Genomic DNA, 13,574 nt, shown 5'->3' on the forward strand with positions numbered 1-13,574 from the left:
AAGAAAAGGTAGTCAACAATGAGCACAGGAATTGCGTCAACTCGCGGTGCTGACATTTTCGGCACTGTCGCCGTAGCTATGGTGACCCCTTTTGATAAGGACGGAAGCCTCGATGTCAAGGCAGGTGTGCAGCTCGCTGGGCACCTTGTAGACGGCGGCTGCGATGCACTCATTCTGGCCGGTACTACTGGCGAGTCGCCTACTACGACCGTTGAGGAGAAGCTTGAGCTTCTCCGAGCTGTCCGCGCAGAGATGGGCGATAAGGTCAAGCTTGTGGCCGGTGCCGGTACCAATGACACGGCCGAGTCTATTGAGCTGGCAAAGGCTTCTGTGGAGGCGGGCGCGGATGCGCTGCTCGTCGTCACGCCGTATTATTCCAAGCCGTCCCAGGAGGGCCTGTACCGCCACTTTACGGCGGTGGCCGACGCAACCGAGGCTCCGGTGTGCCTGTATGACATTCCGCCGCGTTCGGTTATTCCGATTGAAGTTGATACCATTTACCGGTTGGCGGAGCACCCGAGAATCCAGGCTGTTAAGGACGCCAAGGGGGACTTGGGAGCTGCCGCCGGCATTATCGCTAATACTGATTTGGCGTGGTACTCCGGTGACGATGTGCTGAACCTTCCGTGGCTGTCGATTGGCGCCACCGGGTTCATTTCCGTTATTGGACATGCAGCCCCGCAGCTGCTGGCCGAGGTGCGCTCTTGTTTTGACAAGGGTGACCTTGCTGGTGCGCAGGCAGCCCACGCGAAGATGACTCCGCTGTTTGCCGCTCAGGCTGCACTTGGCGGTGTAAGTTTTGCTAAGTCCGCTCTGCGTCTGCAGGGCATTGAGATAGGAGATCCACGCTTGCCGCAAATTGCAGCAAATGACCAGCAGCTTGAGGTGCTTGAAGAAGCTATGCGGAAGGCAGGTGTTCTGTAGTGGCTGAAGGACGCAATCGCGCCCGCAAGGTAACTCGTAAGGCCGGTCCGCCTTCCGAGTCTGACGTGGCTGCAGCAGAGCAGTCCAAGAACTCTGCATCCAAGGGCTCCGACAAAGGTCGAGCTAACTCGAACGGCTCGAAGTCCTCGCAGCGTTCCGGTGATCGTAAGAACGCCGGCAACGCTAAGAAGTCCCAAGGTTCGTCGAATTCTTCCAACCGCGGTTCTCGTGGTGGTCGCGGTGGCCGTGGCGGTAACCGCGGAAATAATTCGCGGGGTGGCCGTGGCGGGCGTGGCGGCAACCGTCGTAACGTAGTGCAGTCGATGCAGGGTGCAGACTTGACGCAACGTCTGCCCGCGCCGCCGAAGGCCCCCAAGGACGGTCTGCGTGTGGTCGCGCTGGGTGGTATTTCCGAAATCGGTCGCAATATGACCGTGTTGGAGTACAAAAACCGACTGATTATCGTCGACTGTGGCGTGCTGTTCCCGAGCTCGGATGAGCCGGGTGTTGATCTGATTCTGCCTGACTTCTCCTACATGGAAGACAAGTGGGATCGCGTGGAAGCTCTCGTGGTCACCCACGGTCACGAGGATCACATCGGTGCTATCCCTTGGTTGCTCAAGCAGCGCGCGGACATCCCGATTATTGCTTCCCGCTTTACCTTGGCACTGATTCAGGCCAAGACACAGGAGCACCGTCAGCGCCCGAAGGTCATCGAGGTCAACGACACCAGCCACATTCAGCGTGGTCCGTTCGATCTGCGTTTCTTCAACGTCAACCACTCGATTCCGGAGTGCCTTGGCATCGTCATTAAGACCGGAGCTGGCATGGTTGTCCACACCGGTGACGTGAAGATGGACCAGACCCCGCCGGACGGAAAGCCGACTGACCTGCCGGCGCTGAGCCGCTACGGTGATGAGGGAATCGACCTCTTCTTGTGTGAGTCCACCAACGCCACAATCCCGGGCTTCTCCGGTTCCGAGGCGGAGTTGGCTCCGACCCTGCGTCGTCTGATTATGGACGCAAAGCAGCGCGTTATCGTTGCGGCTTTCGCGTCGAATGTCTACCGCGTTCAGGCTGTTATCGATGCAGCTGTCAAGGCTGGACGAAAGGTCGCGTTCAACGGCCGCTCCATGATTCGCAACATGCGTATCGCGCAGGAGTTGGGTCTGCTGACCGCGCCAGAGAACACCATCGTGGAGATGAACGAGGCCGCTCGCATGGCGCCCCACAAGGTCGTGCTGGTGACTACCGGTACGCAGGGTGAGCCAATGGCTGCGCTGTCTCGCATGGCCCGTCGTGAGCACCGTCAGATTACCGTCCGTGATGGCGACCTGATTATCCTCAGTTCTTCGCTGGTACCGGGTAACGAAGAGGCGGTCTTCGGCGTTATCAACATGTTGGCCCAGATTGGTGCCACGGTTATCACTGGCAAGGATGCCAAGGTTCACACCTCCGGTCACGGGTTTGCTGGCGAGCTGCTGTTCCTCTACAACGCAGCCCGTCCGTCGAATGTCATGCCAATTCACGGTGAGTGGCGCCACATTCGTGCCAACAAGGAACTGGCTGTGTCCACTGGCGTGAAGCCAGAAAACGTTGTCCTCGCTCAGAACGGTGTGGTTGTCGACCTCGTTGACGGCCGCGCTCGTGTAGTTGGCCAGGTTCCGGTCGGTAACCTCTACGTTGATGGCGTCACCATGGGTGACGTCGACGCTGACGTGCTGGCAGACCGTGCTGAAATGCGTGAAGGTGGTCTTATCACCGTCACAGCCGTCATCGATAACCGCACTGGTCGTCCGTTGGAGAAGCCGCGGGCTCAGGCTCGCGGTTACTCGGACGACGCCAAGGAAGTGCTCGCAACCGTCGAGCAGGTCGTTGACGATACTCTCTTTGACCTGGCTGGCAGTGGCGAGAACAATCCATACCGTATGGCTCAGGAAGTTCGTCGCCGCACCGAGCGCGTCATTAACCAGAAATGGCGTCGCAGTCCGATGGTTGTTCCGACCATCGTGCCGATGTCCTCAGAGGCAGCCGAAGAGGTCACCGATGAGGAAATCAAGGAGTCGCGCGAAAGCATCTAAGTTTCTAGAGCGTCGTTTAGCGTAAGAGCCCGCATCCACCTAAAGCCGTGTGGATGCGGGCTTCTCCGTGCCTGGTCTAGTCTGGAGCTATGACTTTTGCTGAACGGGAACGTGAAGACCTAGCTAATCTACTGCTCAGCGTCGGCCCCGACGCACCGACCTTGTGCGAGGGCTGGACAACCCGGGATTTGGCCAACCACCTTTACATTCGCGAAAACCGTCTGGATGCCGCTGGCGGGATGTTCGTCAAGGCGCTTTCGGAACGCCTCGTTGCTGTTACCGCTGAGGTCAATCGAATGCCCTACGTCGAAGTGGTGGGGAAGTGGGGCAGTGGTGCTCCGCGATGGAATCCAATGAACTGGGCAGACCGCTATGTCAACACTGCGGAGAACTTCGTTCACCACGAGGACGTCCGTCGTGCCCAGGAAGGTTGGACCGTTCGTCAGCTGCCACCCTCCGGAGTTTCAGACCTGTGGCGCCTGGTCACTACTGCCGGCCGTATGATGTTGCGCGGTTCGACCTCGACCGTGGTGCTAATGCGCGACGACGGGGTTGCGGTGACCCTAATCGACAACAGTGCTAAGGGTGCTCCGGTTGTGACTGTCCGCGGAAGCGTCGGGGAACTGGTGTTGTGGCTCTATGGCCGTGACGAGGTACGCGTCACCATCGACGGCGATGAATCGGGCATCAAGCGCAACAGCCTTTAAGATCACGTTCTCAGTTCTGGACAGTCGTGGCAGCCCGCCTGTTAAACAATGACACGCGTGTGACTAATGTGAAAACGATCCGGTGTTAGCTGTAAGGTTATGGTCATGTCTGCGACCAGCCGAACCAGAACTGACAATCGTCGTGGATCTTCCCGCTCTGCGGAGACAGATGCCACGCGGCGATACCCCGTGCACAGTGCCACGGAGGAATTCGAGCGCACTCCTAGCGCCATGTCGTTCGTGGGCAATAGCTTGGCCAGCGCCTGGACTGAAACTGCCCGCGGCGTGGCCGGTCTTGCCCGTCGGGTAGGCGGTCGCAAAAATAAGCGAGATGAAGAGGAGAATATGTCGCGGCGCGAAAGTGACGCCGATTTTTCGACGAAGCCCCGTAGGAAGCGTCGTAAAGCAGCTAGTGGCTATGACGATGTAATTGAACCGCCGGCACCGGCCTCCGTGCCAGCTGACGAGTTCGACGCAGACTTCGATGAGGGTGGCGAACCGGGATCGAAGGATGGCCTCGCACTACTCGTGCTGGCGTTGGCGATTGTGCTCGCTGGCTCGACATGGTTCCACCTGGCAGGGCCAGTGGGGGAGTTCATTGAAACGGCAGTGCGCACGCTCATTGGTATCGGCGCTTTTGTACTTCCGGTGCTGCTCGGTGTTGTTTCCGTATTAATGATGCTGGATGCTATGCCGCGCCGTGAACGTCTGACACCTACCATCACTGGAGCTTCGCTGATCGTGGTGGGGCTGCTCGCAATTGTGCATATCGGCTCGGGTCGTCCTGCGGACTGGCAGGGGCGACGTGCAGCTGGTGGCGCAATTGGTGGTTATATCGGTTCGCCGCTAGCAGCCGGGTTTACCTCGTGGGTCGCCGTGGTTTTGTTGCTGGGTATCGTTTTTTACGGCGCTCTGGTGCTCTCTGGCGCGACGGTGCGCCAGCTTATCGATGCCACTAAGGAATACTTCAACTTTTCCGAGTGGTCTTCGCGTCGTGCCGGCGACGAGCCGGAATCGGACGATCCCTACGGCAATGTCGATGACATGCTGGAACGTCGTGCGAGCTGGGATTCCGATACCGCATATGCCGATGAGGACTTTGACCAGCCGACGCAGCTAATTGAGCGTCGCCCAAGCCACAGCAGCCGCACGCAACATTCCTCGTCTCGTTCGACCGGTCGCCCTGCTTACCGAGCGTCCCGCCGTGGCGCGGATAGCCGTATATCCGCACCCGAACCCGCGCCTTACGACGAACCGGATACTGACGGTAACCTCTACGATCTTTTGGACGAAGAGCCGCAGAGGAACCGACAGGCTCCGCGACATGCCCGTCAGGTTGAGGATGTCGACTACGATTCGGCAAAGACCACAGTGTTCGATGTCCGGAATGGGGCACCGCACTCCAATCGAGTTTCCCCAGTGGAGCCGGCGTTTCCGGCAGCTGAGTACGTGGAGGAAGCTCAGTCGGATGCAGTACATCGCGACACCGCTGAGACAGAATCGACTATTCCAGCTGTCGGGGGCACGAACTACCACGCTGTCGACGAGGATTATGACGAGTACTCCGAGTACCCGACGCAGGAGGCTGCTGCAGCTAATAACAGCGAACGGAATTGTGTTTCCGATTCCCGAGCTCCGAAACAGCCCGCTGTTCAACCTGAGGCCGTAGAGCCGGCGAGCGCGCCGCAGGGCGAGTCGTCTGTCGATGATTCGCGGGATGCAGTGTCTGAGGCTACCCGCCGCACAATGGATGCCATTGCCGCTCGTTCTGGTATCGATGCCTCTAAGATTCCGGCCACAACTCCGAAGTCTGAATTGGAAAAGGATGCCGAGGGTACTTCCGGTTCGTCGGCACGCACGCCGGAATCTGACTACCACCTGCCATCGACTAATTTGTTGATTCCAGGTGAGCGTCCCAAGACACGTACGGCGACGAACGACCGCATGATTGAGGCGATTACTGAAGTATTCGCAGAATTCAAGGTCGATGCTGCGGTGACTGGTTTCTCTCGCGGTCCGACGGTGACTCGCTACGAGGTCGAGCTTGGCCCGGGCGTGAAGGTCTCGAAGATCACGAACCTGCAGTCCAACATTGCCTACGCGGTAGCGACCGACAATGTCCGCTTACTGACTCCGATTCCGGGAAAGTCGGCCGTTGGTATCGAGGTGCCGAACAACGACCGTGAGATGGTTCGGCTTGCCGACGTACTCAACGCGCCCAAGACCGTTGCGAACGATGACCCGATGCTGATCGGTCTCGGTAAGGATATTGAGGGCGAGTTTATCTCGCACTCCATCCAGAAAATGCCGCACCTTCTCGTTGCCGGTTCGACCGGTTCGGGTAAGTCCGCGTTCGTAAATTCGATGTTGGTTTCGCTGCTGACTCGTGCGACCCCGGAGGATGTCCGCCTGATTCTGGTGGACCCGAAGATGGTCGAGCTGACTCCATATGAGGGGATTCCTCACCTGATTACGCCAATCATCACTCAGCCGAAGAAGGCCGCGGCGGCTCTGCAGTGGCTGGTTGAAGAGATGGAACAGCGCTACATGGACATGAAGGCCGCCCGCGTCCGTCACATCAAGGACTTCAACCGTAAGGTCAAGTCCGGTGAGATTACGACCCCACTTGGCTCGGAGCGCGAGTACCGTCCGTACCCGTACATTGTCTGTGTCGTTGACGAGTTGGCAGACCTGATGATGACCGCACCCCGCGATATCGAAGATGCGATTGTGCGCATCACGCAAAAGGCCCGTGCTGCCGGTATCCACTTGGTGCTGGCTACGCAGCGTCCGTCTGTGGATGTGGTCACCGGCTTGATTAAGACGAACGTGCCATCGAGACTGGCATTCGCTACCTCGTCGCTCACGGACTCCCGCGTCATTCTTGACCAGGGCGGTGCTGAAAAGCTCATTGGTATGGGCGATGGCCTGTTCATCCCACAGGGTGCAGGCAAGCCGCGACGTCTTCAGGGGGCCTTCGTCACAGACGAAGAGATTCAGGCAGTAGTCGATGCAGCTAAGGCGCAGGCCGAGCCGGATTACACCGAGGGTGTCACGGAGGATAAGAGTGCTGAGGCTGAGCGCAACATTGACCCCGATATCGGAGATGACCTGGAAGATTTGCTTCAGGCAGTCGAGCTGGTGGTCACCGCACAGCACGGATCGACCTCGATGTTGCAGCGCAAGATGCGAGTCGGTTTCGCCAAGGCCGGTCGACTGATGGATCTGATGGAAACTCGCGGAGTGGTTGGACCGTCAGAGGGATCTAAGGCACGTGAGGTGCTGGTCAAACCAGAGGAGCTCGAAACCATTAAGTGGATGATCAAGGGCGCAAACCCGGAGGATGCTCCTAAGGAAGAAGTAAACGTAGTCGACGCTGATCCGAATCAGTCTATGGCGTAGGACGACCCAGCCTTACCGCCGTTTCTGATTGCGTGTATAGTCGGCACACGTGGAGGGGAGTATCCCCGGTAAAAGTGGATGTTTTCCGCTAGCCCGTGACGGTTATCGTCAGCACGGATTGGACGCACAGACTCGTCTTGCGCACATCGAATCCCGGTGCCGTCACTTTTGCCACTATGGCAGAAGCAGGAGAGACCTCCGGTTCATGTTCGCACGACCGGAGGTCTTTTTTTAATATGCATGTCCCCGCATTGGTATGGATTATCACCATTGTGGTCGTCATGGGTTTTATCGCCTTTGACTTCTATGCACACGTTCGCACGCCGCATAACCCAACTATGAAGGAAGCCGGCATCTGGACCGCTTTCTACGTAGTCTTGGCATTAATTTTCGGCGGAATGGTGTGGTTGTTATGGGATCACCACCGAGGCATTGAGTTTCTATCGGGCTATATCACCGAAAAGGCGCTCAGCGTAGACAATCTATTTGTCTTTGCACTCATCATCGGCGCATTCAAGATTCCGCGCCAGTACCAACAAAAGGTTTTGCTGTTCGGTATTGCGATGGCGCTGGTATTCAGAGGCCTGTTCATTTGGGCTGGTGCGGCAGTTATTGCCAAGTGGTCTGACGTTTTCTACCTGTTTGCAATCTTCCTGATTTACACGGCTATCAAGACGGTGTACGACGAAGCCGTCGATAAGCCGGAACCCGATCCGTCGGATATGAAGCTGATTCAATGGCTGCGTCGAATCGTCCCAATTTCGGACCATTACAACAAGGACAAGCTGACCGTTAAGGAAAACGGCAAGCGTTACTTGACTCCACTTGCCATCGCGCTGGTGTCCATCGGTTTTATCGATGTGATGTTTGCGTTTGACTCTATCCCGGCTATCTACGGCCTGACGGATGAGGCATATATCGTCTTTACTGCAAATGCCCTTGCTCTCATGGGGTTGCGACAGATGTACTTCCTGCTCGACGGTCTGCTGGATCGCTTGGTGTACCTGGCTTATGGCCTGGGTGTCATCCTGGCCTTTATTGGTGTGAAGTTGCTGTTGCACGCACTGCATGAAAACAACCTGCCGTTTATCAACAGCGGTGAGAACGTGTCGGTGCCTGAAGTATCGACCTGGGCGTCGCTGGCGGTCATCGTCATCGTTCTGGTGGTGACTGTCCTGGCATCGTGGCTCAAGAGCAAGCGTGATGAAAACATGGGTGCGATTGCCCTTCCGCGTGTTCACCACGATGATGATGGAAGCCGCGATGGCCTCGGCTCTCACGCCTCCTCTACTTCTGTCAGTGAGGGGTCAACGTCGGCCGGAAGCGAAACTAACGGTTCACACACCGGTAAGAACGAGCCTGGGCGTTAATCGAACACGATTGTGAGATAAGGTAACAACTGTGACTGCTCCAAGTGCTGATACAAGCCGTGTTTCCAACTGGAACTTGCCCAATTTCCTGACCGTGCTTCGCATCCTCGGAGTACCGGTGTTCCTGTGGGTACTTCTTCAGGAGGGCGGCGAAGCCACCAATTGGCGCTGGTGGTCGTTTGTCGTATTCGCGCTTCTGATGGCGACTGACAAGTTGGACGGGCACCTCGCACGTAGCCGTAACCTCATTACCGACTTTGGCAAGATTGCCGATCCGATTGCCGATAAGGCTCTAATGCTGGCTGCGCTGATTGGTATGAACATCATCGACATTCTGCCGTGGTGGGTGACTGTCATCATCGTGATTCGCGAAGGTGGCATCACCATCTGGCGTATGTTCGCCCTGCGTCAGGGGCGTGTTGTTCCGGCTTCTCGGGGCGGCAAGATAAAGACGGTCCTGCAGTCTGTAGCAGTGGGGCTCTTCCTGATGCCAGTGGACTGGTTGTTCTGGCCGTCCTGGATTGTGATGGTTGCCGCCATTGTCGTCACCGTCGGTACTGGTATCCAGTACATTGTGGATGCGCGAAAGGTCTCGTAGAGAAATTAAGTGGAGGGTAAAGCTGTGAACACAGTCGAACGCCTCGCCCAGAGCGACGAAAACGCTGACGGTGTCGATGGCGTTTCGCTTCAACTCGTCCAAACGCTTACGGCTCGTGGCGAGACTTTTGCAGCCGCAGAATCACTTACCGCAGGTCTTCTCTGCGCTACAGTTGCCTCCGTACCGGGAGCCTCCGCCGTTCTCCGCGGTGGCGTGGTCACTTACGCCACTGACACGAAGGCGTTGCTTGCCGACGTGCCAAAGGATGCTTTGGCCGCATATGGCCCCGTGTCCGAGTTGACGGCCCGGTATATGGCACTTGGAGTGGCAAATAAAGCAGTGGCGGACTGGGGGATTTCGCTAACTGGCGTTGCTGGTCCAGCGATGCAGGATGGGCACCCAGTAGGTGAAGTCTGGTGTGGTCTGAAACCGCCGGGAGTTTCGTACCTTGATGGGGTAACTGCTGTTAGGTTGCCGGTGAATAAAGAGGGGTCGCGCGCGGAGATTCGTCGTCAAGCAGTGGTATTGGCGTTAGAACTGTTGTTGCAGAATCTCGACGGTGAGTAGAATTTTTGAAAATTGGGAACAGGTCGGCCTTCTAAAGCGTTAGAGAAAGTGATGACCAACAATACTGCACTTATGACCATTCGCTACCCAGAGGTAGATAGCGCTGCCGCTTTCGAAGCTTCCATGGATGCCACAGCACCGTCGGCGCGGGTGGCTGTAGGGGAGCAGCCTGGATCGGTTGCAAAGTTAACGGCACAGGATTTGGCGGAACGGGGAGAATCCCGTGAGCCACTCCTGCGAGAGGCACTGGGGGAGACGCTGCGTGATATCCGTTCGCGCAGTGGACAGACGCTGCGTGAGCTTTCTGAAAATGCGGCTATTAGCCCTGGTTATTTGTCTGAGCTTGAGCGTGGACGGAAAGAAGTCTCATCTGAGCTGCTGGCGTCGGTATGCGCGGCGCTTGGTGTGACGGTGTCGGATTTGATGATGGAAGCAGCCACAGCGATGGCCCTGCATTCGGCGAGCCCAGAATTGGCAGCGATGTAGAAATTGGTTGCGGCGGTGGAATTTCATTCCATTGCTCCGGTACTTAGCACCCGAAGACGCTCGGCTTTAGTTAAGATTGGGTGCGCGATAAGCACAGACCTGCTTTGAGGTAGTTGCAATAAGAAAGGTGTATGGGACGCTATGGCTAATCCATTTGTAAAGCTGTGGAATTACTTGATGGCCGCTTTTGATTCCAAGATTGAGGAAAACGCTGATCCGAAGGTGCAGATTCAGCAGGCTATCGAGGATGCCCAGCGGCAGCACCAGGAACTATCGCAGCAGGCAGCGGCGGTGATTGGTAATCAGCGCCAGCTGGAAATGCGCCTTAACCGTCAGCTCGCTGAGATTGAGAAGCTGCAGGGGAACACTCGTCAGGCATTGCAGCTCGCTGACAAGGCTCGTGCTGAGGGGGATACTGCCAAGGCTACGGAGTATGAGAACGCAGCTGAGGCTTTCGCAGCTCAGTTGGTTACTGCTGAGCAGTCGGTAGAAGATTTGAAGGCTCTGCACGATCAGTCGCTGCAGCAGGCGGCTCAGGCTAAGAAGGCCGTCGAGCGTAATTCCATGCAGCTGCAGCAGAAGGTCGCGGAGCGCGCAAAGCTCCTCAGCCAGCTGGAGCAAGCAAAGATGCAGGAGAAAGTCTCTGAGTCCCTGCAGTCGATGAATCAGATTTCTTCGGGGGCTACACCTAATCTGGATCAGGTTCGTGACAAGATTGAGCGTCGTTACGCTAACGCTCTTGGTCAGGCCGAGCTAGCTCAGAACTCGGTTCAGGGGCGTATGGCTGAGGTAGAGGCCGCAGGCGTTCAGCTTGCTGGGCACTCTCGCCTGGAGCAAATCCGCGCAGAAATGAACGGTGGCAACGAGCTCTCTGGTGGCGAGGCTCAGAAGTCCATCGAGGGAAGCGCTGCCTCCAACGTTGACCCTGCTGTTGCTGAGCGCATGCGCCAGCTGCGTGAGGGCAATTAATTCTCCTACTCACCTTCACCACGTGCGATTAGCGAATCACCCATTGCCTTCGAGCGATTAATGGTTCGGATGACCACAGGTACGCCGAAGGCAATGATTGAGCCGGCAGCCCCTCGTGCTTTTCGAGCCTCCAGTACCTCGGCAGCGGCCATAACCTGAAGCGGAATCATACGCAGCGTCAGCGATAGTGCGAGCGCGATGGTGTCGACTGGTAGGCCGAAACGGGCGAACGGCTGCATCGCAGTGGTCAAAGTATCCATGATGTCGCTGACGCGGGTCGTCAGCGTTAGCAATATTGCCGCTGCGATTGCGGCGAGAAGCGCGAGGAAGGTCGTCAGCGCTTGCTCACCCCCGGCGCGCCACCACAGGAGAAGCGAAAGCAGCGCCAAAATGACTACGGCTCCACGGAGCTGTCGGAAAGCAACCATTGGTGGCACCTTGGCCACCGCATAAGCGAGGGTGACAATTGCCAGGGCAATCGCCCCGCCTAGCCAGGTATCCACGAGAATCCCGGTGAGCAATAAAAATGCGATGACAATGATGAGTTTGGGGGCCGTCGGGAGCCTGTGCACAGGCGACTTATGGTTTAGGTAAAGCCCTAACGGGACATCGGCTGGATGAATCATGAGCGGCCTTCTTCCGCACGAGTCATATCGCTGACGTATCGGTCAATAACTTCCTTCGGCGCACCGTCGTCGACGATTTCTCCTGCGCTTACACGGATAACTCGGTCGAAGTCCATAAGAAAATCCAGATCATGAGTGACCACGATAATTTGCTGCTCAAGCTGGGCGAAAATACTCCGAATGTGGAGACGATTGCGCAAGTCGAGGAGCGTAGTGGGCTCATCGGCAATAATGGTCGTGGGATTAAGAATTAACACTGCCGCCAGCGCCAGTAGCTGTTTTTGTCCACCCGAGAGCAAGTGTGGCGAGGCGTCAGCATGATCGGCAAGCCCAAACCGCTCGAGGGCTTCCTGCACCAGCTGGTTGCGCTCATCCTTTGGTAGTTTTCGCTTGCGTAGTGAAAAGGCAATGTCCTCTGCGACTGTAGGCATCACAATTTGATTATCCGCATCAGAAAAGATGAAGCCGACATTCTTGCGAATTGCCTTTGCCTGCTTTGCGACATTCATGCCCTCATACTTGACCGTGCCACCAGTGACCGGGCCCAGGCCGTTAATGAGTCGCACCAGCGTGGACTTACCGCCACCGTTTTCGCCGATAATGCCAATGCGCTTCTCTGTGAGAGTTAGCGTGGTCGGCTTCAGTATCTGGCGTCCCGAATAGGTTGCGGAAGCGCGGTCAAAAGCGATGGTGGGCATAGTGCGACTCGAGACCCTTTCTAATTCTGTGGGGTTAATTGCCCGAGGTGGCTGCTTCCTTAACCAAACGACTTTGCTTACGGTTGGCAGCGTCGGGAAGCAAATCAGGGAAAGCCTGCAGTACTGCAGTAGCAATAAGCGCGGCTACGACAACCTTTGCCACGTCGCCTGGGATAAACGGGACGTTGGTAATCAGTGCGTCGGTGAAGCTAAGTCCCATACGCCAAGCCAATCCGACAGATCCGAAGAAGTACTGTAGTAGAACTCCAACGAGGCCCGCGCCGATGAAGACGCTGATTCGTGAAACTTTCGCCCGTGGTGCTTGCTGGGCAATCGCGCCGATTGCGAAACCTGCAATTAAGTAGCCGACAATGTAGCCCACGGTAGGGCCGGGAAGTGCGGCGAGAAGTGGTTTCCAGCCCGCCATGTTTGGGACGCCCACGAGACCAACAGCCAGGAACAGGGTAGTGGCGAGGCCACCGCGTTTGAATCCGAGAATCATCCCGGCCAGTGCGATGCCCATGTTCTGTAGCACGATTGGCACGCCGAGGCCGCCAACGGGAATGGCAATGCCGCCGAGCACGATGATCAGTGCTGCGAAAGCAGCGATAAGAGTGAGGTCATACACCTTGGAATTATTCACAGCTCTCATCTTAAACCCATGGGTTGAGCACTGTTCAGGCAGGGGAGCGGGGATTAGGTTATGAAAAGAGGGTGGCCAGGTAGGTATCAGTGACAGGTATCTTGTACGTTGGTCTCATGCGATTGGCCGATTTTCACAACTTCGTCAACCACGAATTTGGGCCTCAGCACGGCCCGTGGCTGTTGCATTCCCACGTACTGATGGAATATGGAAAAACTCCCGCGGAATTGCTCGAGGACGGGGTCGAACCTCGGGATATCTGGTGGGCGCTGTGTAGGGAACACGATATTCCCGAAGACCGCTGGTACGGTCCTGACGAATAGGTTCCGGCGTAGACGACGGTGAATGCTTGCCGACGGCTCTTGCGTGTCGTTGCCATTCGAACAGGGTTTCGCATATTATCGAAAGTGCTGATGAAGTCAATCCGTCTGATTCGGTATAACTTCCGGGTGTAACCGGCAGTAGAGGTGTCGCGGACCAATTTGGAACCGGAACGGCTAGTT

13 protein-coding genes are annotated in these 13,574 nt (G+C 56.8%); 10 read left to right on the top strand and 3 right to left on the bottom strand.

Annotation, left to right across the window (positions count from 1 at the left end):
- Nucleotides 1–18: 18 nt before the first annotated feature.
- The 9 genes from dapA (at nucleotide 19) to QP982_RS02325 (ending at nucleotide 11,104) form a co-directional block, all read left to right on the top strand.
- Nucleotides 19–924, top strand: coding sequence for a 4-hydroxy-tetrahydrodipicolinate synthase (gene dapA, locus QP982_RS02285; RefSeq protein ID WP_069358743.1), 906 nt, complete (start codon nucleotides 19–21; stop codon nucleotides 922–924).
- Nucleotides 924–3,005, top strand: a complete 2,082-nt coding sequence (locus QP982_RS02290) for a ribonuclease J (RefSeq protein WP_070429435.1) — start codon at nucleotides 924–926, stop codon at nucleotides 3,003–3,005. Before dapA ends, QP982_RS02290 begins: the two co-directional genes overlap by 1 nt.
- Nucleotides 3,006–3,094: 89 nt before the next feature.
- Nucleotides 3,095–3,712: a TIGR03085 family metal-binding protein gene (locus QP982_RS02295; RefSeq protein ID WP_070429436.1), complete on the top strand. Its 618-nt coding sequence runs from the start codon at nucleotides 3,095–3,097 to the stop codon at nucleotides 3,710–3,712.
- A gap of 105 nt (nucleotides 3,713–3,817) precedes the next feature.
- A complete protein-coding gene (locus tag QP982_RS02300; RefSeq protein WP_284870153.1) occupies nucleotides 3,818–7,114 on the top strand; it encodes a DNA translocase FtsK in 3,297 nt (1,098 codons plus the stop codon).
- A gap of 236 nt (nucleotides 7,115–7,350) precedes the next feature.
- Entirely contained in the window at nucleotides 7,351–8,484 is a 1,134-nt protein-coding gene (locus tag QP982_RS02305) for a TerC family protein (protein ID WP_016422604.1), read from the top strand.
- A 31-nt stretch (nucleotides 8,485–8,515) separates the two neighbouring features.
- Nucleotides 8,516–9,082, top strand: coding sequence for a CDP-diacylglycerol--glycerol-3-phosphate 3-phosphatidyltransferase (pgsA, locus tag QP982_RS02310; RefSeq protein WP_016422605.1), 567 nt, complete (start codon nucleotides 8,516–8,518; stop codon nucleotides 9,080–9,082).
- Nucleotides 9,083–9,106: 24 nt separating this feature from the next.
- Complete coding sequence (locus tag QP982_RS02315; protein ID WP_016422606.1) at nucleotides 9,107–9,649, top strand: CinA family protein; 543 nt, start codon at nucleotides 9,107–9,109, stop codon at nucleotides 9,647–9,649.
- 51 nt (nucleotides 9,650–9,700) lie between these two features.
- Nucleotides 9,701–10,135 carry a helix-turn-helix domain-containing protein gene (locus QP982_RS02320; RefSeq protein ID WP_016422607.1) on the top strand — a complete coding sequence of 145 codons (435 nt, stop codon included), beginning with the start codon at nucleotides 9,701–9,703 and terminating at the stop codon, nucleotides 10,133–10,135.
- Nucleotides 10,136–10,276: 141 nt separating this feature from the next.
- Nucleotides 10,277–11,104, top strand: coding sequence for a PspA/IM30 family protein (locus QP982_RS02325; protein ID WP_005509356.1), 828 nt, complete (start codon nucleotides 10,277–10,279; stop codon nucleotides 11,102–11,104).
- 5 nt (nucleotides 11,105–11,109) lie between these two features.
- Here QP982_RS02325 and QP982_RS02330 read toward each other — a convergent pair whose 3' ends face one another.
- Genes QP982_RS02330 through QP982_RS02340 form a run of 3 tightly spaced genes read right to left on the bottom strand, consistent with a single transcriptional unit; the run spans nucleotide 11,110 to nucleotide 13,080 of the window.
- The gene (locus QP982_RS02330; RefSeq protein ID WP_049170855.1) at nucleotides 11,110–11,730 is read right to left on the bottom strand and encodes an energy-coupling factor transporter transmembrane component T family protein; all 621 of its coding nucleotides are present in this window, start codon (nucleotides 11,728–11,730) and stop codon (nucleotides 11,110–11,112) included.
- Nucleotides 11,727–12,428, bottom strand: a complete 702-nt coding sequence (locus tag QP982_RS02335) for an energy-coupling factor ABC transporter ATP-binding protein (protein ID WP_284870155.1) — start codon at nucleotides 12,426–12,428, stop codon at nucleotides 11,727–11,729. Before QP982_RS02335 ends, QP982_RS02330 begins: the two co-directional genes overlap by 4 nt.
- 34 nt (nucleotides 12,429–12,462) lie before the next feature.
- A complete protein-coding gene (locus QP982_RS02340; protein WP_049170862.1) occupies nucleotides 12,463–13,080 on the bottom strand; it encodes a biotin transporter BioY in 618 nt (205 codons plus the stop codon).
- Nucleotides 13,081–13,160: 80 nt separating this feature from the next.
- On the opposite strand from QP982_RS02340, the gene QP982_RS02345 reads away from it, so the two are divergent.
- Complete coding sequence (locus QP982_RS02345; RefSeq protein WP_005509697.1) at nucleotides 13,161–13,394, top strand: DUF3046 domain-containing protein; 234 nt, start codon at nucleotides 13,161–13,163, stop codon at nucleotides 13,392–13,394.
- Nucleotides 13,395–13,574: the final 180 nt, after the last annotated feature.

The sequence above is a fragment of the Corynebacterium sp. MSK019 genome, from assembly GCF_030232425.1.
Lineage (GTDB): Bacteria > Actinomycetota > Actinomycetes > Mycobacteriales > Mycobacteriaceae > Corynebacterium > Corynebacterium jeikeium_D.

What these genes read in the sequence shown, in the direction of transcription:
- dapA (WP_069358743.1), top strand. Translation starts at nt 19, where the DNA reads ATGAGCACAGGAATTGCGTCAACTCGCGGTGCTGACATTTTCGGCACT.
- QP982_RS02295 (WP_070429436.1), top strand. Translation starts at nt 3,095, where the DNA reads ATGACTTTTGCTGAACGGGAACGTGAAGACCTAGCTAATCTACTGCTC.
- QP982_RS02300 (WP_284870153.1), top strand. Translation starts at nt 3,818, where the DNA reads ATGTCTGCGACCAGCCGAACCAGAACTGACAATCGTCGTGGATCTTCC.
- QP982_RS02305 (WP_016422604.1), top strand. Translation starts at nt 7,351, where the DNA reads ATGCATGTCCCCGCATTGGTATGGATTATCACCATTGTGGTCGTCATG.
- QP982_RS02320 (WP_016422607.1), top strand. Translation starts at nt 9,701, where the DNA reads ATGACCAACAATACTGCACTTATGACCATTCGCTACCCAGAGGTAGAT.
- QP982_RS02325 (WP_005509356.1), top strand. Translation starts at nt 10,277, where the DNA reads ATGGCTAATCCATTTGTAAAGCTGTGGAATTACTTGATGGCCGCTTTT.
- QP982_RS02330 (WP_049170855.1), bottom strand. Translation starts at nt 11,730, where the DNA reads ATGATTCATCCAGCCGATGTCCCGTTAGGGCTTTACCTAAACCATAAG.
- QP982_RS02335 (WP_284870155.1), bottom strand. Translation starts at nt 12,428, where the DNA reads ATGCCCACCATCGCTTTTGACCGCGCTTCCGCAACCTATTCGGGACGC.
- QP982_RS02340 (WP_049170862.1), bottom strand. Translation starts at nt 13,080, where the DNA reads ATGAGAGCTGTGAATAATTCCAAGGTGTATGACCTCACTCTTATCGCT.